The organism is Bradyrhizobium quebecense (genome assembly GCF_013373795.3).
GTDB lineage: Bacteria > Pseudomonadota > Alphaproteobacteria > Rhizobiales > Xanthobacteraceae > Bradyrhizobium > Bradyrhizobium quebecense.
The window spans coordinates 770,141-791,533 of record NZ_CP088022.1; the positions used below are offsets into that span (position 1 = coordinate 770,141).

Here is a 21,393-nt window from a genome sequence, read left to right on the forward strand (position 1 = left end):
GTATGGCAGTTATGCCTTGACGAAGGCGAGCAGGGTGCCGTTCGCAGCGGCCGGCGGCACGGTGATGCCGCTGCCGCTCTTGACGCCGGTCGCGCCCAGCGCCTTCTCGGTTGCGGCGAGGTCGGCTGCGATCACGAGACCGGCGCCGCCGCGATCGGACAGGCCATCCAGCGATACGCCGGGATAACGCTTGCCGAGCTGATCCCTGGTCAGGAACACGAAGTCGGCGCGATCTCCGCCGGACGGCACCGCAACCGCACCGTCAGGATCGTGCCTCGCGGCGATATCGATCATCCGGGAGAGATGCGCGGCATCGGTCGCTGGTTCGGGCGAGACGATCAGCGCCTGCTTGAGGCGTTTTGCCCCATTGGCGTGCGTCATCAGTTCAGGGATCCACACCGTCTCGCGGGTCTTGTGCTGGCAGGCGAAGATCCGGACGCCGCCGGGCGCCTCAGTGGTCGGCCACTGGAAGGTGCGGAATTTCGCGACCGAGACTGTGCCATCAGGCAGCGTCACCGGGCGTTCGAAATCGGTCGGCCCGATCGGCGTATAGCCGCGCGCGCGGATCTCCTCGGCACCGGCGGTCGAATCCACCGCGGTGAACGCGATCCGTTCGATGCCTTCGCCGCGCTTCTCGAGGAAAGCGCGCGCCGGAGCATTGTGTTCTGTCGGCGTCAGCACGCCGAGCAATTCCATGTAGTCGGGGTCGAACATGATGGTGTAGTTGCCCGATCCCATATGCGCGCTGTGGGTGCCGCGCGGCGACACGGTGAAGCCGAGCCGCCTGTAATTCTCGGCGGCCTTGTCGAGGTCCTTCACCATGACCACGGCGTGATCGATTCCGATGACGTTCTTGAGTGTCACTTCTTGTCTTCCCGGCTGGAATGAGAGAGTAGAGTAAAGCTAACCAGAACGCGCAGGCCCCCGCAAGAAAGGATCATGATGAGCAGCAATGCCGTGCGCTGGCCCGATTCGCTCTGGGCAGCAGTGACGCCACCCGGCCCCGATTGCCCCGAATTGACCGGCGCGCAGCAGGCCGACGTCGTCATCATCGGCGGCGGCTTCACCGGCCTGTCGACCGCGCTGCATCTGCGCGAGGCCAATGTCGACGTCGCGATCGTCGAGGCCGCCGAGCCGGGCTGGGGCGCCTCGGGCCGCAACAACGGCCAGGTGATTCCGACGCTGTCGCGTCCTGATCCGGATGACATCATCAAGAGACATGGCGCGGCCGGCGAGCGCTTCGTCGCGATGCTGCGCGACAGCGCGGCAATGCTGTTCGACGTCGTCAAGCGCTATAACATCGAGGCCGAGCAGGAGCAGGCCGGCTGGGTGCAGCCGGTGCATTCGCCGGGCCGGATCAGGATCGCGGAGCGGCGGGTGCAGCAATGGTCGAAATTCGGCGCGCGGGTCGAGTTGCTGTCGCGCGACCAGACCAGGGACATGCTCGGCTCGGATGCCTGGTACGGCGGCTTCTGGAACAGGACCGGCGGTCACGTCAATCCGCTGGCACTGGCGCGGGGCCTGGCGCGCACCGTGCTCGGCCTCGGTGCGCGGATCTATGCGCGTTCGCCCGCGCTGAGCTTCGAGCGCCGCGGCGAGCGCTGGGTGGTGAAGACCGAGAAGGGGGAAATCTCCGGCCGCGCGCTGGTGGTCGCGACCAATGCCTATAGCGGCGAGTTCGCGAAATCGCTGGTGCCTGAGATCGCGACCGAGGTGATGCCGGTGCTGTCGTGGCAGATGGCGACGCAGCCGCTGTCGGACAATGTCCGCAAGACCATCATTCCCGGCCGGCAGGCGATGTCGGATACCCATGGCGAGCTGTATTTTGCGCGTTACGACGCGCGCAATCGCCTCGTCACCGGCGGTGCCGTGCTCGGCCCGGGCGACAAGACCGCGCGGCTCAAGGCGCGGGTGACCGAGCGGTTGCAGCTGATATGGCCGCAGATCGGTGACGTCTCCTTCGACTATGTCTGGAACGGCTATGTCGGGATGACAGCGGATTTCCTGCCGCGCGTGCATCGCCTCGGACCGAACGCCTACGGCTGGACGGGCTGCAACGGCCGCGCCGTCGCGCTGACGATCCCGCTCGGCCGCGAATTGGCGAGGGCGGTCCAGGGCGTGCCGGAAAGCGAGCTGGCGCTGCCGTTCACCGAGCCGGTGCAGTACATGGCGCATGGATTGTTGCGCAAGCTCGCGCCCTGGATGCTGGTGCTCTACCGTCGCCGCGATGCGCAGGAGCTGGTCAAGGGTGATCGCTTCGAGTTGTTGCGCTGGGCGGAGCATTTGCTCGCGTCGCGCCGCTCACGGTGAGCGCGGACCAACGACGCACCACGCGCGATGGCTCGATCAGGCGATCAAGGCATCGCGCTTTCGCGTGAAGTCGCCGCCGGGGATCGCCGACAGCAGCGCCTGCGTGTAGGGATGCTGCGGCCTGCCGAACACCTCAGCGGTCAACCCTTGCTCGACCACGGCTCCGTCCTTCATCACGGCGACGAGGTCGCAGATCTGCGCGGCGACCCGCAGATCGTGGGTGATGAAGATGATGGAGAGGCCGAGCTGCTGGCGTAGCCCGGCGAGCAGCTTCAAGACTTGCGCCTGCACCGAGACGTCGAGTGCCGAGACCGGCTCGTCGGCGACCAGCACGTCGGGTTTCAGCGCCAGCGCACGTGCGAGCCCGATGCGCTGCCGCTGGCCGCCGGAGAATTCATGCGGGAAGCGATCGCCGGCGGATGGATCGAGCCCGACCAGCTCGAACAGCATTCGCGCTTCCGCGATCGCGGTGGCGCGGTCGGTGCCGTGCACGATCGGTCCCTGCGCCACCAGCTCGGCCGCCTTGCGGCGCGGGTTGAGCGAGGCGAAGGGATCCTGGAACACCATCTGGATGTGGCGGGTCTCGCGCCTGATGTCCTCGCGGCCGAGCTTCGCCCAGTCCTTGCCGTCGAGCACGATCGACCCGGTGTCGGGATCGATCAGCCGCACGATGCAGCGCGCCAGCGTCGATTTTCCCGAACCGGACTCGCCGACGATGCCGAGCGTCGCGCCGCGCGGCAGGCGCAGTGAGACGTTCTTGACCGCCTCCGTCACTCGCGCGCCGCGGCCGAGGAAGCCGCCGGTGCGGTAGGTCTTGAAGACGCCGTCGATGGTCAGGATGTCCTTGCCGGAGAGGATGCGTGGCGGCGGTGCCTTCAGCGGCGGAACCGCCGCGATCAGCTGCTTGGTGTAGGCATGCTGCGGATCATTCAGCACCTTGTCGGCCGCGCCTTCTTCGACGATCGCGCCGTGCTGCATCACCACCACGCGGTCGGCGACCTCGGCGACCACGCCGAAATCATGGGTGATGAACAGCACCGCGGTCTTCTTGCGCTGCTGCAGATCGCGGATCAGCTTCAGGATCTGCGCCTGCGTCGTGACGTCGAGCGCGGTGGTCGGCTCGTCGGCGATCAGGAGTTTCGGGTCGAGCGCCAGCGCCATCGCGATCATGGCGCGCTGGCGCTGGCCGCCGGACAGCTCGTGCGGATAGGCCTTCGCGGCCGCCCTGGGATCGGGGATGCGGACGTCCTCGAGGAGTGCCTCTACCCGTGCGTTGATCTCGGCCTTCGACAGGCCGGTGTGGATCGCAAACATCTCGCCGATCTGGTCGCCGATCGTGCGCAGCGGATTGAGCGCCGTCATCGGCTCCTGGAAGATCATCGCGATGCCGGCGCCGCGTACCTCGCGCATCTCCGCCTGATCGGCGGCGCAGAGGTCGCGGCCGTCGAACAGCATCCGGCCCCGATCGATGGTGACCTCGTTCGGCAGCAGCCGCATGATGGCGTTCGCCATCATCGATTTGCCGGAGCCGGACTCGCCGACCACGCAGAGGATCTCGTTGGAGGCGATCGACAGGGAAACGTCGGACAGCGCATGCGGCCGGTCGGCGCCTTTGGGCAGGCGCACGGTCAAGGCGTCGAGCGAAAGAACGGTGTCGCTCATCGGCTCTTCAGCCTCGGATTGAGCGCATCGTTGAGGCCCTGGCCGACCAGCGACACCGCGAGCACGGTGACGAGGATCGCAATGCCGGGGATCGCCGAGACGTACCATTGCACCCGGAGCACGTCGCGGCCGAGCCCGATCAGATTGCCCCAAGAGGCGACGTTGGGGTCGGATAGCCGCAGGAAAGCGAGCGCACTTTCCAGGAGGATCGCGACCGCCATCACCACGCTGGCATAGACGATCACCGGCGGCAGCGCATTGGGCAGGATCTCGCCGAGGATCAGCTGGAGGTCCTTCATGCCGAGCGTCTTGCCGGCCTGCACGAATTCGCGGTTGCGCAGCGACAGGAACTCGGCGCGGGTCAGCCGCGCCGGCGCCGGCCACGACACCACGCCGACCGCGATGGTCACCGTCGTCAGCGTCGAGCCGAACACCGCGACCAGCACCAGCAGCAGCACGAAGTTCGGCAAGGTCTGGAAAGCTTCGGTGATCCGCATCAGCACATTGTCGACCCAGCCGCCGTAATAGCCGGCGAAGGCGCCGACCATGATGCCGATCAGGATCGCGATCACGGTGGCGACCCCGCCGATCAGGAGCGATATCCGCGCGCCGTAGAAGATCTGGGCGGCGATGTCGCGGCCGGAATTGTCGGTGCCGAGCAGGAAGCGCGGATTGGAGAACGGCCAGACCAGCGGCCGGCCCGCCAGCGCGAGCGGATCGCGCGGATACAGGAAGCCGGCGCTGACAGCCATCGCGATCACGAGTAGCAGCAGGATCAGGCCGATCACCGCGGCAGGGCTGCGGAAGTAGCGTTTCACCGCGTCCATCGTCAGCCCTCCGCCGCGATGCGCGGATCGAGCCGCGCGTAGAGCAGGTCGACGACGAAGTTGACGATAATGACGAGCAGGGCGGACACGAAGACGATGCCGAGCAGGGTGTTGAGGTCGCGCTGCACCACCGATTCATAGGCGAGGCGGCCGAGGCCGGGCAGGGAGAACACGCTCTCGACCACGACCGAGCCGCCGAGCATGGTGCCGGCCTGCAAGCCGATCAGCGTCACCATCGGCAGCAGCGCGTTGCGCAGCACGTGGCGGGTGATGACATGGGTCTCGTCCAGCCCCTTGGCGCGGGCGGTGCGGACGAAATCGAGGTTCAAGACCTCCAGCATCGAGGCACGCATGATGCGCAGATAGATCGCAAGGAAGATCAGCCCGAGAGTCAGCGTCGGCAGCACCAAATGCGCGGCGATATCGAGCACGTGCCAGATCCCCCTCTGCACGGTGCCGATGTCCTCGAAGCCGCCCGGCGGCAGCCATTGCAGATAGACCGAGAACACCACGATCGCCATCAGCCCGAACCAGAACGAAGGCGTGGCGTAGAAGATCAGGCCGAGCGTCGAGATCAAGGTGTCCGGCCAGCGGTTGACGCCGCGCGCGGCGATCACGCCGAACACGAGGCCGAAGAAGAACGCGAATGACAGCGACGCGGTCATCAACAGGATGGTCGGCGGCAGCCGTTCCAGGATCACGGTCGCCACCGGCTTGCCGTAGATCGAGGAGAAGCCGAGATCGAGCCGCACCAGGTGCCACAGATAGTTGCCGAGCTGCGCCGGAACCGAGAGGTCGAGCCCGTAGAACTTGCGCAGCTGTTGCGCGGTCGCGGCGTCGCCGCCGCCCATCTGCGCCATCAGCGCATCGACGGTGTCGCCCGGCGCGAGCTGCAACAGCAGGAACACGCCGATCAGGATCAGGAACAGGGTCGGGATCGAGGCGGCGAGCCGCCGCCCCGCAAGGCTCAGGATACGCATCGGCTATCTATAGCGTTTTCGAACAAAGTGGACAGCCGCCCCTTGGTCACCTCGCCCCTTGCGGGGAGAGGTCGGATCGCATCGCAAGATGCGATCCGGGTGAGGGGGTACGGGTCTATCGATAGATCAATCTCGCGGAGAAAGCCCCTCACCCCGACCCTCTCCCCGCAAGAGCGGGGCGAGGGAGAAGCAAGGCGCGCCGCCTCAGGCCGAAAGCCAAAGATCGTGCCAGCTCGCCGAGCCCCAGCGCGGCGTGTTGGAGTGGTTGCGCGCCTTTGCCGTGATCACGGTGACGAAGATCTGCTCGATCGGCATCCAGACGGGCAGCTCGGTGTTCACCTCCTTGACGAAGTCGGCATAGAGCGCCTTGCGCTTGGCGGGATCGACCTCGGTCGCGGCATCGTCGATGGTCTTGTCGACGGTCTTGTCTTCCCAGCCCCACTGGTTGGTCCACGGCGCCCCCTTGGGCTGGCCGGAGCGGTACCACACCGTGGTCGAGACCGCGGGGTCGTTGCGATACTGATGCCAGCCGGTCGCAAGATCGAAGGCGTGGTCGTCGTAGACCTGCTTGAGGAAGCCGCCGCCGTCGTTGCGCACGATGTCGACCTGAATGCCGACTTCTCCCAGCGACTGCTGGATGAAGGTCGACCACAGCGAGATGTCCTCGCCCCACGGTGCCGGCAGCAGTTTCAGCGAGAAGCGGTTGCCGCCGGAGGCCTTGAAGCCGGCCTCGTCGAGCAGTGCGATCGCCTTCGCCTTGTCATAGGGATATTGCGGCGTGTTCGGCCCGGGATAGAAGTCGGCGGATGTCGAGGGAATCGGGCCGGTGCCGAGCTTGGCGAAATCGCCCAAAAAGTTCTCGATGAAGAACGGCACGTTGATCGCATGCGCAATGGCGCGGCGGACGCGGATGTCGGACAGTTCCTTGCGGCGGAAGTTGAACTCGATGGTGTTGGTGCGGGCGTTGCCCTCATTGCCCTTGGTTGAGACGATGAAGCGCTTGTCCTTGCCGAGCCGCGCCATGTCCGAGATCGTCAGCCCCGAGAACGGGCTGTAGTGCAGCTCGCCGGCCTCCATCTGGGCGGCCGCGGCGGCGCGGTCGGTGATCACCTTCCAGACGATGCGGTCGAGATAGGGCGCGTTCGGCCGCCAATAATCCGGATTGCGGTCGGCAATGATGTATTGTCCGCGCTCGTATTTGACGAACTTGAACGGGCCGGTGCCGACCGGCGCCAGATTGGTCGGGTTCTGCCTGATGTCGCCGCTCTCATAGAGATGCTTGGCGGAGACGTAGCCGAGGTCGGGCAGGGCCCGGAGCAGCAGGTTCAGCGGCATCGGCCGCTCGTAGCGGAAGATCGCGGTCTGCGGATCGGGCGTATCGACCGATGTGAGGAACAGCTGCAGCGTCGATCCGTAATTGAGGATCTTCTTCCACATGTTCATCGCGGTGAAGGCGACGTCTTCCGAGGTGAACGGCTTGCCGTCGTGCCAGGTGATGCCCTTGCGCAGCTTGAAGGTGACGGCCTTGCCGTCCGGCGTCGCCTCCCAGCTCTCGGCGAGCACGCCGACCGGCTGTCCCTGGGCGTCGAGGTCGACCAGATTCTCCTGAATCTTGCCGCCGATGATGTAGACGCCGGTCGAGGCCTGGATGCTCGGGTTGAGCTGGCGCTGCTCGGCGCCGTAATGGACGTTGAACACGCCGCCCTTGCGCGGGGTTTCCTGCGCGAATGCCCGCATCGGATTGATGACGTTGGCCGCAATCGCGGCCGAGGTCAGAAGGGCCGTGCGGCGGTTGATCTCGAGGCGGGACAAATCCATACGCGGGGTCTCCGGAGTCATACATAAAGGCTTGCATCGGGGTGGCCAGCCGATCGGCCGTGGCGCCCGTTTGCGATGTTACGATGGAATGGGAACCCGAGTCATTTTCTAATGCCTCGGCCTTTTGGAGGATCGTTTCCGAAACCTGAAGTGGCGCACTGCCGTGGTTCGCAACCCGACTTGTGCGCAGCATTGTCGCACGCCTGCGGCGCGAGATGCGCCGGGTGATTCGCGCGAAGGGTTGTTTCGGGAGCCCCGAAGCAGCGCAAACCCTGTAATTTTAGGGGTCGGAAGCGACTTGACTGGAGAAAACACTGGAAAAACCCCTGATTCGGGGGCTGTCCACAGCGATATTGCTGTGGGGAGTGCAGAAAACACTGTTTTTCTCGGCGTTTTCCGCCATATCGTGCCCATTCCAGAATCAATGGAGCAACCATGGCTACCCAACTGTCGAAGTCGCAAGTGATCGAGAAGATCGCGACCACCACCGAACTCTCCAAGCGCGACGTCAAGAACGTTTTGGACTCGCTCGTCGATGTCGGCCACAAGGAGCTGAAGAAGGCCGGGGTGTTCCTCGTCCCCGGCTTCGCCAAGTTCGTTGTGGTCAAGAAGCCGGCGACCAAGGCGCGCAAGGGCACCAACCCCTTCACCGGCGAAGAGATGATGTTCAAGGCCAAGCCGGCCCGGAAGATCGTCCGCGCACGGCCGGTCAAGGCCGCCAAGGACGCGGTTTAAAATGAAAGGCCTCCGGTGACGGAGGCCTTTTGCTTTTGAGCCGTCGCTTCCTGCCGTTGGTTGCCCGCTTGAGCGTTTTCGAGCGAAGTGGACACCGGTTCGCGTGAAGAAAACGCGCCAAAGCAAAGTCTCGAGCTCCGGTTTCTGGTTGAACCAGGACCGGGGCTCTAGACCACCGGCGATCGGCCACCATCGACATTGATGGCGGTGCCGGTGATGTAGGAACCTTGCTCCGAAGCCAGGAAGCAGGCGATGTTGGCGAACTCCTCCGCTGTGCCGATGCGGCCGAGCGGCGTGCCCCGGGCCAAGCCCTTGGCGAATTCCCCGAAATCCGTGTTCGGCGCCTGGGCCGCGTGCCGCTTGACCCATTGATCGCTCATGATCAGGCCGACCAGCAGCGCATTCACCAGGATATTGTGCTCGCCGCCTTCATTGGCCATCACCTTGGTCAGCGCCATGCCGGCGGCGCGTGACACCGAGGTCGGCGCGGAGTTGCCGGCCGGCGCCTTCGCAAAGGCGTTGAGCACGTTGATGATGCGGCCCCATTTGCGCTGCTTCATGCCCGGCCACACCAGCCGGCTGAAGCGGATCGCGGCGAACAGTTTCAGGTCGAGGTCCTCCTGCCAGGCCTCGTCGCTGATGCTCTCGAAGGCCAGCGTGCGCGCGGTGCCGGCATTGTTGACCAGCACGTCGATCTTGCCGAGATCCGCGACGATCTGGTCGTGCGCCCTCGAGATGTCGGCGGCCTTGGCGACGTCGCAGACGTAATCGCGTACCACGAGGCCGTCCTTGGCGAGTGCCTCGCGCGCCGCCGTGAGGTCGGCCGCGCCGCGGGCGAGGATCGCGACCTTGGCGCCGGATTCCGCAAACCGCCGCGCCACCGCGATCCCGATGCCCTTGCTGCCGCCGGTGACCACGGCGACACGGTCTTTCATTGATAGGTTCATTGTTGTTCTCCCTGGGGCTGGCCCTGAGAGAACGCTATCAAACCGACAGCGCGACCAACAAGGTCATGCAGAGCAGGTGTGCCGTGACGATTATCGCGAGATGGAGCGGGCCGGGCATCGGATGTCTCCATTGTGGTGCGTCTGCGAGGTGAGTACCGCCGTCTGTCTCCCTCCCCCGCAAGCGCTATCGCATTCACACATCTGGGTTGCGATTAGCGGTAAAGCGGGATTCTCTATCGGTAGGCAAGCCGGTGGAGGTTTTGATGGCCGGGGTGGCATATGGACTGGGACGATTTGGCGATCGTCGCCTGGAAAAAGGGGGGCGCGGCTGCATGCGGCGCTGGTGGCCCGGCCTGGCTCGTGCATCCGCCGCCTCGGTGAGGACCGTGCGGGCGAGATGCAGTTTCGCCGGCTTCTTCACAATCCGTCGGTGACGGCCGCAGAGATGTCACGGCATGCCGGAGACCTCACCGGGCAGCGAGCGGCTGGTCGGCATGTTGTTGTCGCACAGGACACGTCGGAATTGATCTTGGGCGGCCGGCGGTCGCGACAATGCTACGGACCGGTCGCCAAAGGCAATGCCGCGGGTTTGTTGCTGCATGTGGCACTGGCGGTAGAGGCCGAGACGCAAGGGTTGCTCGGTCTGGTCTCGATGCAGGTCTGGAACCGTAACCGAGAGGAGTTGGCACCACGGCGCAAGCGGGCGACGGCGGCTAAGGAATCGCAACGATGGATCGAGAGCAGCGAACGGGCGGGTGAGGTACTGGCTGCGGCGGCCAGCGTCACGATGGTATCGGACCGCGAAAGCGACTTTTACGAACTGTTCGTGAAGCGTCCGCAAAACGTCGAATTGGTTGTGAGGGCCTGCCAGAATCGGCGGATCGAGGGGTCCGAAGAAGACCCGGATTTGCTGTTCACCTTCATCGACGCCCAGGCCGAACAAGGGCGCGTTGCCATGACGGTCCCCGCCGCACCAGGACGGCGCGCGCGCGATACCGAGTTCGCAGTGCGCTTCGCGCCGGTGGCCGTATGCCGGCCGCTCCATGGAGCCGATCCGACGTTGCCCGAGACGGTTCACCTGACGCTGGTCGATGTCCGCGAGGTATCGGAGCCGAAAGACGGTAGCGCACCTGTGCATTGGCGGCTTTTGACTACCCACGCTGTCGCTACATTGAACGACGCGCGTCAAGTGGTCGGCTTCTACCGGACGCGTTGGGTGATCGAGGAGTTCTTCCGTACGCTCAAGACGGCAGGCTTCGATATAGAGGAAGCCGATATCGGCGACCCGCAGGCCATGATCAACTTCGTCGCTGCTGCAGCCGTTGCGGCCATCACCATCAAGCAACTCGTCCAGGCCCGCGACGGCAACACGGATCAGCTCCTGAGCGATGCCTTCGAGCCGGACGACCAACCCATCCTCGAAGCCGTCTCCGCCCGGCTCGAAGGCAAGACCGAGCGGCAACGCAATCCGCACCCGAAGGGATCCCTGGCCTTTGTCGCTTGGGTCATCGCACGCCTCGGCGGCTGGACCGGCTACTACGGCAAGCCGGGTCCCAAAGTCATCCGCATCGGCCTTGCCAAGTTCCACGCCATCAAATACGGCGCCAATCTAAGGCTTCAGAATGTGTGAATCTGATAGCCCTGAAAGGGAGAGGGAGGGGTCGGGGTTGCTCTCCGCGGACGCCGGCGTCGGTGGAGGCAGGATCCCCACCCGGTTTGCTGCGCAAACCGACCTCCCCTTTTCAAGGGGAGGTGAGGATCGCTAGTTCAAGCTCGCGCTTGCCGTAAAACTGCGGTCGACGGCTTTACCGACATCCAGCGTCTTGCCGAGGATGCCGTGGCGCGGTCGGAGGCGGCCTGCACTTCCTTGACCACGGCCTCGTCGATCGCGATCGGGCTCGTCTTCTGCGCGGTGTAGGCGGCGAGCAGCACGTCTTCCGGCAGCTTGGTCAGTTCGGCCGTGTTCCTGGCATACTCCGCGACATGGTCGAGCGACCACAGCCGCGCCTTGTTGAGCCGCTGCACCAGATCCTGCACCGCGGCGCGCTTGGTCGCGATCGCGTTGTCGGAGGCGACGATGAAGGTGATGGTCGGCGTCAAGCCCTCGCCATCGGCGACGACGCGCGCATTGTCCTTCAGCTTGGCATAGGAAATATAGGGCTCCCACACCGCCCAGCCGCCGATCGAGCCGGCGAGCAGCGCGATCTTGGCGTCGACCGGGCCGAGCGGAGCGAAGGTCGCGTCCTCGATCCTGCTGCCGGCCTTTTCCAGCGTCGCATTGATCAGGAATTGGCCCCAGCCGCCCCGCGTGCCGGCGAGGCGCTTGCCCTTCAGATCGGCCGCCGTCTTGATCGGCGAATCCCCGCGCACCAGGATCGCCTGGGTCCGCGCATCGGAGCGCGTGCCGCCGATCGCCTTGATCGGCGCGCCCGATGCATAGACCGTGAGGAAGGACAGGTCGCCGGTGTAGCCGACGTCGAGCGCGCCGGCATTGATCGCCTCCAGGATCGGGGCTGCGGCCGGGAATTCCGACCACTCGATCTTGTAAGGCAGATCCTTGGCGAGGCCGGAGATATCGAGCAGCGAGCGGTTGCCGCCCTTCTGGTCGCCGACGCGCAGCACGATCGCATCGGCGGCGAAAGCTGCGGCCGATGTCGACAGCGTGATCACGGCTGTGATCAGCGCGGCCGCGGTGCGGCGCGCGAAGGTATAGGGAGAACCCGAGCGGGTCAGTTTGCGCATATGCATTTTCTTTCTGATTCATTCGCTGTTCGTCGGGAAGCGCGGCAGCGTTCGACCGAGTCTATGAGCAAGCCGTTCGCCGTCAACGAAACGGAAAACTGAAATCAGCCCGTGCGCAGCAAGGATGATCTCGCCGAGCCATCATGCGTAGAAGACATCGCGCAAGCGGCGATGTTTCGCTCAAATTTGGTGCAATCGATGCCATTCTGTTGCCCGTCAGCGCCGCGACGAGCGCGAAAATCCTTTCATCGTCGCGCGCTGCGATCGTGGAGAGTTCAGCTGCGGCGCCAACTACATTCGAAATTCCATTTCATTGACGATGAACTTGTCGCGCCGCATCATTTGCGCGTTGCTTTGAGGGCAATAGCGCCGGAGAAATCCGCTTTTTCTAAACCATGAGCTTCGAACGACGGGGCGTGCAGACGGAGACGTTTTGCGCGCGGGGCGGAGCCTTGCCGAAATGCAGGAGTGATGATGTCGACGGATAACAAGAAGACGGTGATGGATCGCCGCACATTGCTGCGCGCGGGCGCCGCCGCAGCCTTTGCCGCGCCGCTCGGCGCCTATGGCGCGCAGGCCTTCGCGCCGCGCCCGGTCGCATCGGCGATCGACTTCTCCGAATTCCCGATCTGCAAGACCGCCTCCGATGCGCCGCCGCTGGCAGGCAGCTCGCGCAAGCTGAAGCTGTCCTGGAACGCCGGCGCGGTCTGCCTCGCGCCGCTGCCGGTCGCCATCGACCATGGCTTCTTCCAGAAGCAGAATCTCGACGTCGAGCTCGTCAACTATTCAGGTTCGACCGACCAGCTGCTGGAGGCGATCGCCACCGGCAAGAGCGACGCCGGTCTCGGCATGGCGCTGCGCTGGCTCAAGCCCTTGGAGCAGGGCTTCGACGTCAAGATCGCCGCCGGCACGCATGGCGGCTGCATGCGCGTCTTGACCCGCACCAATTCCGGCGTCGACAGGCTCGCCGATCTCAAGGGCAAGATCGTCGCGGTCGGTGATCTCGCCGGTCCTGACAAGAATTTCTTCTCGATCCAGCTCTCCAAGCTCGGCATCGACCCGGTCAAGGATGTCGACTGGCGCGCCTATCCCGGCAATCTCCTGAACGTCGCGGTCGAAAAGGGCGAGGTGCAGGCCTTCCTGTCGTCGGACCCGCTCGCCTATCTCTGGCTGAAGGACACGCAGTACAAGGAGGTCGCCTCCAACCTCGACGGCGAGTACCGCGACAAGAGCTGCTGCATCGTCGGCCTGCGCGGCAGTCTGGTGCGGGAAGAACCCCACGTCGCGCGCGCCATCACCCAGGCGCTGCTCGATGCCGCGATGTTCACCTCGCAGAATCCGGACAAGGCGGCAAAGTCGTTCCAGCCCTATGCGCCGAAGGCGGCGAGCCTCGCTGATCTCGAGGCGATGGCGCGTTACCACACCCATCACCATCATCCCACCGGCGAAGTGCTCAAGCGCGAGCTCAAGGGCTACGCCGACGACCTGAAATCGGTGCAGGTGTTCAAGCAGAGCACCGACACGGCCAAATTCGCGGAGCGGATCTATGTCGACGTATTCAGTGTCTGACACGACGGCCGCGACCGCGCCGCGCGCTGCGGTCATGTTCTCGAACCTCTCCGGCAGCTATGGCGTTGGCCTCGCGGCAACACTCGCCTGGCTCGCGTTCGGGCTGTCGTGCCTCTATTGGCCCGATGTCGGCGACTGGTCGCGGACCCAATCGCTCGGCATCGGCGCGATCGTCATCGCGGCCTTTATCCTGTTCGGTACGTTCAGCGCGGATTATCTCGGCGGCGCCGGGCAGGCGCTGCGCAAGCGTGCGCCATGGCTGGTGGCCTTCGGCGCCTTCGTGACGCTGTGGGAGGTCGCCACCGCGAAATTCGCCTGGCTGCCGCTGCCGTTCTTCCCGCCGCCGCAGTCGATCCTCGAGGTCTACACCGACGATTTGCCAAAACTGCTCGACAGCGTGTTCGCCTCGATCAAGTTGCAGCTTGGCGGCTACATCATCGGCGCGACCGTCGGCTTCATCACGGGCGTCTCGATCGGCTGGTCGCAGAAGATCGGCTACTGGGTGCATCCGGTGCTGCGCTTCATCGGTCCGCTGCCCGCCACCGCCTGGCTGCCGATCGCCTTCTTCACCTTCCCGTCGAGCTGGAGCGCCTCGACCTTCCTGATTGCGCTCGCCACCGGATTCCCGGTGACGGTGCTGACCTGGTCGGGCGTGGCGAGCGTCAGCACCGCCTACTACGACGTCGCGCGCACGCTTGGCGCCAAGCCGTCGTTCCTGGTGCTGAAGGTCGCGATCCCTGCCGCGCTGCCGCACGTGTTCGTCGGCCTGTTCATGGGGCTTGGTTCGTCCTTTGCCGTGCTCGTGGTCGCCGAGATGATCGGCGTCAAGGCCGGCCTCGGCTGGTACCTGCAATGGGCGCAGGGCTGGGCGGCCTATGCCAACATGTACGCGGCGCTGATCGTGATGTCGCTGCTCTGCTCCGGCGCGATCACGCTATTGTTCCGGACCCGCGACCGCCTGCTGGTCTGGCAGAAGGGCGTCGTCAAATGGTAGTGCAATCCGCCGCCGAGGCGATCACCTATCCTGCCGTCGGCGCCGAGCTCGATATCGAAGGCGTCAGCCACGTCTTCGACATCGACGGTGCGGTGCTTCCCGTGCTCGACAATGTCAGCCTTTCGATCGCGGCCGGCGAGTTCGTGGCGCTGCTCGGCCCGTCCGGCTGCGGCAAGTCGACATTGCTGCGGCTGGTCGCCGGGCTGGAGAAGCCGCGCAGCGGCTCGCTGCGCGAGGATGAAGTCCGCATCAGTGGCCCGCATCCCTCGCGTGTCGTCGTGTTCCAGGATCCGACGCTGTTTCCCTGGCGTTCGGTGTGGGACAATGTGGCGCTCGGGCTGGAAGCGCAGGGCATCCTGAAGGCGCAGCGGCACCGGGTCGATGCCGTGATCGAGCTGGTCGGGCTGTCGTCGTTCCGCAATGCCTATCCGCACCAGCTCTCCGGCGGCATGGCGCAACGCGTGGCGCTGGCGCGTGCGCTGGTCAACGATCCGAAGATCCTGGTGCTCGACGAGCCGCTCGGCAAGCTCGACTCGCTGACGCGGATCGCGATGCAGGCCGAGCTGGTGGCGCTGTGGCAGCGCAAGGGTTTTACCACGCTGCTGGTCACCCATGACGTCGAGGAAGCGCTGGTGCTCGCCAACCGCGTCATCGTGCTCTCCGACCGGCCGGCGCGGATCAAGGCCGATATCGCCGTCACCCGGCCATACCCGCGGCATCGCGGCGATCCCTATCTGGCCGATCTGCGCAAGCAGATCCTCGGGCTGCTCGGACTGGAGGCGACATGGTGACGACCGCGGCCAGGGAGCTGCCGCCGGCGAACCAGCCGGAGCACATTGCGCGCGCGTTGCGGCTCGCCGAAGTGCTTGCCGCGCGTGCGCCCGCGCATGATCGCGATGCCAGCTTTCCCTTCGAGAATTTTTCTGACCTGTCGCGCGAAGGGCTGCTGGCGCTGACCGTGCCGGCGGTATCAGGCGGGGGCGGCGCGGGCGCGCGCGATGCCACGCGCGTGCTCGGCATCATCGGCAAGGCCGATCCGTCGACCGCGCTGGTGCTGTCGATGCATTACATCCAGCATCTCGTGATGGCGCGCAGCACGCGCTGGCCCGGCCGGCTGGCGCGCAAGCTCGCCAGGGAGACGGTCGAGGGCGTGGCGCTGATCAACGCGTTGCGCGTCGAGCCCGAGCTCGGCTCACCCGCGCGCGGCGGCCTGCCGGCGACCACGGCGCGCCGCACCGAAACCGGCTGGCGGCTGACCGGCCGCAAGATCTATTCGACCGGGGCGCCGATTCTGAAATGGTACGTGGTCTGGGCCAAAACCGACGAGCCGGAGCCCCGTGTCGGACAATTTCTGGTTCCGGCCGGATTGCCGGGAACGCGGATCGAGGAGACCTGGGATCATCTCGGCCTGCGCGCCAGCGGCAGCCACACCGTGGTCTTCGACGACGTGGTGTTTCCGCTGGACTATGAGATCGACGTCCGCAGGCCCGACGACTGGAAGGTTCCTGACGTCACCCAGGCGACTGTGCACGCGATCTTCGTCGCCGCGATCTATGACGGCATTGCGCGTGCGGCGCGCGACTGGCTGGTCAAGTTCCTCAAGGAACGGGTGCCGGCCAATCTCGGCGCGCCGCTGGCGACCGTGCCGCGCATCCAGGAGGTTGTCGGCTACATCGAGGCGCGGCTTGCCGTCAATGCCCGCCTGATCGACAGCTTTGCGGCCGATTTCGATAGCGGCTTCCCGCTGTCCGCGATCGAGTCTAACATCATCAAGCTGACGGTGACCAATAACGCCGCAGCAGTGGTGGAGGATGCCTTGTCGCTGACCAGCAATCACGGCCTGTCGCGAACCAATCCGCTGGAGCGGCATTACCGCGACGTGCTGTGCGGCCGCATCCATACCCCGCAAGACGATGCCACCCGTGTCTCCGCCGGGCGTTCCGCGCTGGGCGTCTGAAAACAACAGCCAACAACAACGGAGTTGTCAGTCATGCCGGTCGAGTTCATCGGCTTCATCACCAACAACAATGCCTCCGAGACCATCGTTCGCTCAGGCCCGGTGCTCGATCCGCCCTATATCGAGACCGTCGCCAAGGCCCATGAGCTCGCCGGCTTCGACCGCGCGCTGCTGGCGTTCCACTCGACCACGCCGGATGCGCTGCAGGTCGCGCAGCATGTGCTGACCATCACCAAGCAGCTCAAGGTGATGATCGCGCAGCGTCCGGGCTTCACCGCGCCGACGCTGTTGGCGCGCCAGCTCGCGACGCTGGATCAGTTCTATGGCGGCCGCGTCTCGCTGCACGTCATCACCGGCGGCAACGCCATCGAGCTGCGCCAGGATGGCAACACGCTCGACGACAAGGACGAGCGCTACGCCCGCACCAGCGAATTTCTCGACGTGGTGCGGCTGGAATGGACCAGCGAGAAGCCGTTCAACTACAGCGGCAAGTACTACAACGTCGAGAACGGCTTCTCGCAGGTGAAGCCGTTGCAGAAGGGCGGCATCTACACCTTTGTCGGCGGCGGCTCGGATGCCGCGGTCGAGGTCGCAGGCAAGCATGCGGACACCTTCGCGCTGTGGGGGGAATCCTACGCGCAGGTGCGGGACGTCACCGCGCGGGTGCGCGCGGCCGCGGCCAAGCACGGCCGGCCGACGCCGCGCTTCAGCCTGTCGGTACGGCCGATCCTGGCCGACACCGAGGGGAAGGCATGGGCGAAGGCAGAGCATATCCTCGAGCGCGCCACTGCGCTGCAGGACCAGACCGGTTACCGCCGGCCCAACCATGCGACCGACGGCGCCAAGCGGCTCTTGGCGCTGGCCGATCAGGGCACGCGGATCGACAAGCGGCTGTGGACCGAGATCGCAAAGCTTACCGGCGCCAACAGCAACACCACCGCGCTGGTCGGTACGCCCGAGCAGGTCGCCGAGGTGTTCGCCGATTACTACGATCTTGGCGTCAGCCATTTCCTGATCCGCGGCTTCGATCCGCTGGTCGATGCCATCGACTATGGCCGCGAGCTGATTCCGCTGACCCGCAAGCTGATCGAAGCACGCGACCAGCAGCGGGGGATCGCCGCCGAATGATCCGCCTCATTGTCGCGGCGGCGCTTGCGCTCGCCGCCATCGACGCGGCCGTCGCGCAGACCACGCTGCGCGTCGGCGACCAGAAGGGCAATTCGCAGGCCGTGATGGAAGCGGCCGGCGTGCTCAAGGACGTTCCCTACAAGATCGAATGGAAGGAGTTCGCCGCCGCGGCGCCGCTGCTGGAGGCGCTTGGGGCGGGTGCGATCGACACCGGCCTGGTCGGCGATGCGCCGTTTACGTTCGCGGCCGCCGCCAGGATTCCGGTGAAGGCGATCGCCGCCGTGCGGCAGTCGCGCGACGGGCTCGCAGTCGTGGTGCCGGAGAATTCCGCGATCAAGAGCTTTGACGATCTGCGCGGCAAGAAGATCGCAACCGGCCGCGGCTCGATCGGCCATCAGCTGATCCTGGCCGCGCTGGAATCGAAGGGCTGGCAGGCGAGCGACGTGCAGATCGTGTTCCTGGCGCCGTCGGATGCCAAGGTCGCCTACATGCAGGGCGCTGTCGACGCGTGGTCGACCTGGGAGCCCTATGTCAGCCAGGAGGAGGTGCTGTTCAAGTCGCGCCGCGTCATCACGGCCGACGGCATCACGCCCGGCCTCGGATTCCAGGTTGCGACGCCTGATGCGATCAAGGGCAAGCGCGTCGAGCTCGAGGATTTCGTGCGTCGCCTCGCGGCCGCGCGCGCATGGTCGCAGAACAATGTCGAAGGCTACGCTGCGACCTGGGGCAGGCTGATGAACATCCCGCCCGCGGTGCCGCTGAACTGGCTGGCGCGCGCCAAGATCCGCATCGCGCCGATCGACGACAGCGTGGTGGCCGACGAGCAGAAGACCATCGATCTCTACGACCGCTGGGGCCTGATCCGGCAGAAGATCAACGCCGCCGATATCGTCGATCGGTCGTTTGGTGCGGCCGTCGAGAAGGGTGCAGGCTTGTAATCTCCCGTCCGTGTGCTCGTCACGCCGACAAACGCGAATGCGCGTCTCAACCATGGTCGCTTATACGTCATTGCGAGCGAAGCGAAGCAATCCATCGCGCGGCATATGCGGACCGATGGATTGGATAGGTTCACGGCCTCACGTGATGAGGGGCGGCAGCTTACGATACCGCTAACGAATCCGTGATCGCAAAAATATCCATTCGTTGTCGCGCCACGCCCCAGCAAGGATTTTTCCCGTTTGGCACAATCCTAAACCGCAACGTTGCTATTTCCTCGGCAGCCTTGCCGCACCCACCGGCGCTGCCAAGATCAATCGTACGAACAATCGAGTCCGGGAGATCACCGTGGGCCTTCAAGAAACTCGCATCGAGTCGCTGCCGTTTGTGACCGCTGAACTGAATTATCTCGCGCCGACGCCGGGCAAGCCCCGGACTTACGCTTTCGATCCGCCGCCCGGCGAACCCAAATCCACCGCACTGCCCGAAGCTCACAATGTCCCGGTCTTTGACGGGCGCCTGATCGCCGACAGCTTCTCGCTCGACCGCGAGGGCTTTGCGCTGGTCAAGCATCCGACCATCGTGAAGGACTATTACGACGACAACGAAGTCCGCAATGTCTACTATCCCGCCGTCGAGGCCTTCCTCAAGGCGACGCTGAAGGCGGATCGCGTCTTCATCTTCGACCACACCGTGCGCAAGCGCGTCGAAGGTGCAGCGGACATTCGTGGCGGCGGCCCGCGCCAGCCCGCGACCCGCGTCCATGTCGACCAGACCGCCGTGTCCGGCCACAATCGGGTGTTCGAGCATTTGCCTGACGAGGCCGAGCAGCTCGTCAAGGGCCGCGTCCAGGTGATCAATCTGTGGCGCCCGATCCGCGGCCCCCTGCGCGATTCACCGCTCGCGATGGCCGACGGCACCACGGTCGCGCCGGAGGATCTGATCGCCTCCGACCTGATCTACCCGAACCGCAGCGGCGAGACCTATTCGGTGAAGTACAATCCGAACCATCGCTGGTTCTACATTCCCGAGATGATGCCGGACGAGGCGATCCTGCTGAAATGCTACGACTCGGCGACCGACGGCCGGACGCGGTTTGGACCGCACACGGCCTTCGTCGATCCGACCACGCCGGCAGATGCCGCGCCGCGCGAGAGCATCGAGCTCCGCACGCTGGTGTTCCATAAGCATTGATGGCGAAGAACGTTACGGCATAACAGGTGCGCTCCCTCTCCCGCTTGCGGGGGAGGGTTGGGGTGGGGGCTCTCTCCACGAGTCGTATCGTGGAGAGAATCCCCACCCGGACCGCATCTGACGATGCGCTCCGGCCTCCCCGCAAGCGGGAGAGCAAGGACGGCAGAACGAATCCACTCTGCCCCCAAACTTGGCACCCTTGTCCCAATAATGTTACGCCCGTCCCCCAAACTGCTTGGGGAAGGGGCGATTCATGGACGGCGTGGTGACGAAGGAAGCAGCAGGGATCGGGTTCCGCGCCCTGGTTCTTGCGCTTCTGGCATTGGCCTGCGGCCACATGCTGTCGACGCTGCTGCGCACGATCCCCGCGATCAGCCTCGATCTGATGGCGCGGGATTTCGGCACCTCGCCGCAGGCGCTGGCGAGCCTCACCTCGATCTATCACTTCTCCTTTGCCGCCTCGCAAATCCCGGTCGGCGCTGCGATGGATCGTTTCGGCGTGCGGCCGGTGTCGCTGAGCCTTCTCGGAGGTACTGTGGTCGGGACACTGGTTTCGGCGCTCGCCACGGGGCCCGCGAGCTTCGTGCTCGGGCAACTCATGCTCGGCATCGCCACCTCGGGCATGCTGATGTGCCCGATGACGCTGGCGGCCAAGCAGATGTCGGCGGCGAAGTTCGGCCTGTGGTCCGGCCTGATCCTGTCGATCGGCAATATCGGCATGCTGCTGTCGGCCAGCCCGCTGGCCTTCGTGGTCGATCAGTTCGGCTGGCGCGCCGGCTTCTGGGGCTCGGCCGGTTTCGGCATTGTCGTGCTGATCGCGGTATTCGCGCTGGTGCCGCGGCAGCCGGCGGCGCATGCGGATGATTCCTCGCCGTTGCAGCAGATGGCCGAGGTGCTGCGGCTCGGCCTGTCGCGCGGCCTGCGCGGATTGATCGCGCTGTCGCTGGTGTCGCTCGGCGCCTCGCTGGTGCTGCGCGGCCTGTGGGGCGGGCCGTGGCTGATGGATATGAAGGGTCTGAGCCGCATCGAGGCCGGCAATGTGCTCGGCCTGTTCACGCTGGCGATGATCATTGGCCCGGCCTGTATCGGCGCGATCGATCGCAGGTTCGGGCATCGCCGCACCATGGTGGCGTCGACCCATGCCGTCGCCGCGCTGCTGCTGGTGCTGATGGCCGCCGGCGCGCCGCATTTCCTGGTCTCGAACCTGCTCGGCGTCGCCGTGATGCCGGTGCGGTATGATCTGGTGCTGCTGATCCTGATCGGGTTTGCGACCTCGGCGCAGCCGCTGATCTACGGCATGACGCGGCAGCTCGTCGACGCCCAGAACACCGGCAAGGCGCTGTCGTCGGTCAATCTTGCGTTCTTCCTCGGCGCGGCGCTGCTGCAGTTCAGCACGGCCGGCGTTGCGGCACTGTTCGGGCTGCCCGCGGTGCTGCTGTTCATCGCCGGCGCGCTGGTGATCGGGATCGTGCTGTTCCTGATTTACACCAGGGCTGCCACTGCCTAGAGCATGATCCGGAAAAGTGCGAAGCGGTTTTCCGAAAAGGTCATGCTCAAAGAAGAGACCTAAAGCGCGATGACGATTGAACCCAAT

17 protein-coding genes and 1 pseudogene are annotated in these 21,393 nt (G+C 65.3%); 11 read left to right on the top strand and 7 right to left on the bottom strand.

Translation table 11 applies throughout. The annotated features are described in order from the left end of the window. Positions 1–9 precede the first annotated feature (9 nt). Positions 10–864: a VOC family protein gene (locus tag HU230_RS03790; protein ID WP_176532856.1), complete on the bottom strand. Its 855-nt coding sequence runs from the start codon at positions 862–864 to the stop codon at positions 10–12. A 78-nt stretch (positions 865–942) separates the two neighbouring features. Here HU230_RS03790 and HU230_RS03795 point away from each other — a divergent pair, with 78 nt between their 5' ends. Next, on the top strand, positions 943–2,310 hold the full coding sequence (locus HU230_RS03795) for an NAD(P)/FAD-dependent oxidoreductase (RefSeq protein ID WP_176535151.1): 1,368 nt from the start codon (positions 943–945) through the stop codon (positions 2,308–2,310). Between the two features lie 36 nt (positions 2,311–2,346). Here HU230_RS03795 and HU230_RS03800 read toward each other — a convergent pair whose 3' ends face one another. The 4 genes from HU230_RS03800 to HU230_RS03815 all read right to left on the bottom strand — a co-directional run bounded on the left by HU230_RS03800 (position 2,347) and on the right by HU230_RS03815 (position 7,597). Next, positions 2,347–3,972 carry an ABC transporter ATP-binding protein gene (locus HU230_RS03800; RefSeq protein ID WP_176532855.1) on the bottom strand — a complete coding sequence of 542 codons (1,626 nt, stop codon included), beginning with the start codon at positions 3,970–3,972 and terminating at the stop codon, positions 2,347–2,349. Continuing rightward, positions 3,969–4,799: an ABC transporter permease gene (locus HU230_RS03805; RefSeq protein WP_176532854.1), complete on the bottom strand. Its 831-nt coding sequence runs from the start codon at positions 4,797–4,799 to the stop codon at positions 3,969–3,971. Before HU230_RS03805 ends, HU230_RS03800 begins: the two co-directional genes overlap by 4 nt. Before the next feature lie 2 nt (positions 4,800–4,801). Next, positions 4,802–5,779 (bottom strand): ABC transporter permease, encoded by a 978-nt coding sequence (locus HU230_RS03810; RefSeq protein WP_176532853.1) that lies wholly within the window; start codon positions 5,777–5,779, stop codon positions 4,802–4,804. 204 nt (positions 5,780–5,983) lie between these two features. Next, complete coding sequence (locus HU230_RS03815) at positions 5,984–7,597, bottom strand: ABC transporter substrate-binding protein (protein ID WP_176532852.1); 1,614 nt, start codon at positions 7,595–7,597, stop codon at positions 5,984–5,986. A gap of 435 nt (positions 7,598–8,032) precedes the next feature. Between HU230_RS03815 and HU230_RS03820 the strand changes: the two genes are divergently transcribed. Further along, positions 8,033–8,332, top strand: coding sequence for an HU family DNA-binding protein (locus HU230_RS03820; protein ID WP_021077434.1), 300 nt, complete (start codon positions 8,033–8,035; stop codon positions 8,330–8,332). 167 nt (positions 8,333–8,499) lie between these two features. Here HU230_RS03820 and HU230_RS03825 read toward each other — a convergent pair whose 3' ends face one another. Continuing rightward, positions 8,500–9,279 (bottom strand): SDR family oxidoreductase, encoded by a 780-nt coding sequence (locus HU230_RS03825; protein WP_176532851.1) that lies wholly within the window; start codon positions 9,277–9,279, stop codon positions 8,500–8,502. 148 nt (positions 9,280–9,427) lie between these two features. Between HU230_RS03825 and HU230_RS03830 the strand changes: the two genes are divergently transcribed. Next, positions 9,428–10,909, top strand: a complete 1,482-nt coding sequence (locus HU230_RS03830) for an IS4 family transposase (RefSeq protein WP_224942953.1) — start codon at positions 9,428–9,430, stop codon at positions 10,907–10,909. Between the two features lie 132 nt (positions 10,910–11,041). On the opposite strand, the pseudogene HU230_RS03835 reads toward HU230_RS03830, so the two are convergent. Then, a pseudogene (locus HU230_RS03835) lies at positions 11,042–12,021 on the bottom strand (ABC transporter substrate-binding protein). Between the two features lie 471 nt (positions 12,022–12,492). Between HU230_RS03835 and HU230_RS03840 the strand changes: the two are divergent. From HU230_RS03840 to HU230_RS03875, 8 genes are all read left to right on the top strand, one after another. Continuing rightward, positions 12,493–13,590 (top strand): ABC transporter substrate-binding protein, encoded by a 1,098-nt coding sequence (locus tag HU230_RS03840; protein ID WP_420840837.1) that lies wholly within the window; start codon positions 12,493–12,495, stop codon positions 13,588–13,590. Continuing rightward, the gene (locus tag HU230_RS03845; RefSeq protein ID WP_176532849.1) at positions 13,568–14,584 is read left to right on the top strand and encodes an ABC transporter permease; all 1,017 of its coding nucleotides are present in this window, start codon (positions 13,568–13,570) and stop codon (positions 14,582–14,584) included. Before HU230_RS03840 ends, HU230_RS03845 begins: the two co-directional genes overlap by 23 nt. Continuing rightward, positions 14,578–15,375, top strand: a complete 798-nt coding sequence (locus tag HU230_RS03850; RefSeq protein WP_176532848.1) for an ABC transporter ATP-binding protein — start codon at positions 14,578–14,580, stop codon at positions 15,373–15,375. The genes HU230_RS03845 and HU230_RS03850 overlap by 7 nt, the downstream gene beginning before the upstream one ends. After that, complete coding sequence (locus tag HU230_RS03855; protein WP_176532847.1) at positions 15,369–16,541, top strand: acyl-CoA dehydrogenase family protein; 1,173 nt, start codon at positions 15,369–15,371, stop codon at positions 16,539–16,541. The genes HU230_RS03850 and HU230_RS03855 overlap by 7 nt, the downstream gene beginning before the upstream one ends. A gap of 33 nt (positions 16,542–16,574) precedes the next feature. Further along, the gene (locus HU230_RS03860) at positions 16,575–17,669 is read left to right on the top strand and encodes an LLM class flavin-dependent oxidoreductase (protein ID WP_176532846.1); all 1,095 of its coding nucleotides are present in this window, start codon (positions 16,575–16,577) and stop codon (positions 17,667–17,669) included. After that, positions 17,666–18,607 carry an ABC transporter substrate-binding protein gene (locus HU230_RS03865; protein WP_176532845.1) on the top strand — a complete coding sequence of 314 codons (942 nt, stop codon included), beginning with the start codon at positions 17,666–17,668 and terminating at the stop codon, positions 18,605–18,607. The genes HU230_RS03860 and HU230_RS03865 overlap by 4 nt, the downstream gene beginning before the upstream one ends. 346 nt (positions 18,608–18,953) lie before the next feature. Next, a complete protein-coding gene (locus HU230_RS03870; RefSeq protein WP_176532844.1) occupies positions 18,954–19,799 on the top strand; it encodes a CmcJ/NvfI family oxidoreductase in 846 nt (281 codons plus the stop codon). Between the two features lie 253 nt (positions 19,800–20,052). Continuing rightward, entirely contained in the window at positions 20,053–21,306 is a 1,254-nt protein-coding gene (locus HU230_RS03875; protein ID WP_176532843.1) for an MFS transporter, read from the top strand. Positions 21,307–21,393 lie beyond the last annotated feature (87 nt).

Coding starts and splice junctions, on each gene's coding strand:
- HU230_RS03795 (WP_176535151.1), top strand. CDS start 943: ATGAGCAGCAATGCCGTGCGCTGGCCCGATTCGCTCTGGGCAGCAGTG.
- HU230_RS03800 (WP_176532855.1), bottom strand. CDS start 3,972: ATGAGCGACACCGTTCTTTCGCTCGACGCCTTGACCGTGCGCCTGCCC.
- HU230_RS03805 (WP_176532854.1), bottom strand. CDS start 4,799: ATGGACGCGGTGAAACGCTACTTCCGCAGCCCTGCCGCGGTGATCGGC.
- HU230_RS03810 (WP_176532853.1), bottom strand. CDS start 5,779: ATGCGTATCCTGAGCCTTGCGGGGCGGCGGCTCGCCGCCTCGATCCCG.
- HU230_RS03815 (WP_176532852.1), bottom strand. CDS start 7,597: ATGGATTTGTCCCGCCTCGAGATCAACCGCCGCACGGCCCTTCTGACC.
- HU230_RS03820 (WP_021077434.1), top strand. CDS start 8,033: ATGGCTACCCAACTGTCGAAGTCGCAAGTGATCGAGAAGATCGCGACC.
- HU230_RS03825 (WP_176532851.1), bottom strand. CDS start 9,279: ATGAACCTATCAATGAAAGACCGTGTCGCCGTGGTCACCGGCGGCAGC.
- HU230_RS03840 (WP_420840837.1), top strand. CDS start 12,493: ATGATGTCGACGGATAACAAGAAGACGGTGATGGATCGCCGCACATTG.
- HU230_RS03845 (WP_176532849.1), top strand. CDS start 13,568: ATGTCGACGTATTCAGTGTCTGACACGACGGCCGCGACCGCGCCGCGC.
- HU230_RS03850 (WP_176532848.1), top strand. CDS start 14,578: ATGGTAGTGCAATCCGCCGCCGAGGCGATCACCTATCCTGCCGTCGGC.
- HU230_RS03855 (WP_176532847.1), top strand. CDS start 15,369: ATGGTGACGACCGCGGCCAGGGAGCTGCCGCCGGCGAACCAGCCGGAG.
- HU230_RS03860 (WP_176532846.1), top strand. CDS start 16,575: ATGCCGGTCGAGTTCATCGGCTTCATCACCAACAACAATGCCTCCGAG.
- HU230_RS03865 (WP_176532845.1), top strand. CDS start 17,666: ATGATCCGCCTCATTGTCGCGGCGGCGCTTGCGCTCGCCGCCATCGAC.
- HU230_RS03875 (WP_176532843.1), top strand. CDS start 20,053: ATGGACGGCGTGGTGACGAAGGAAGCAGCAGGGATCGGGTTCCGCGCC.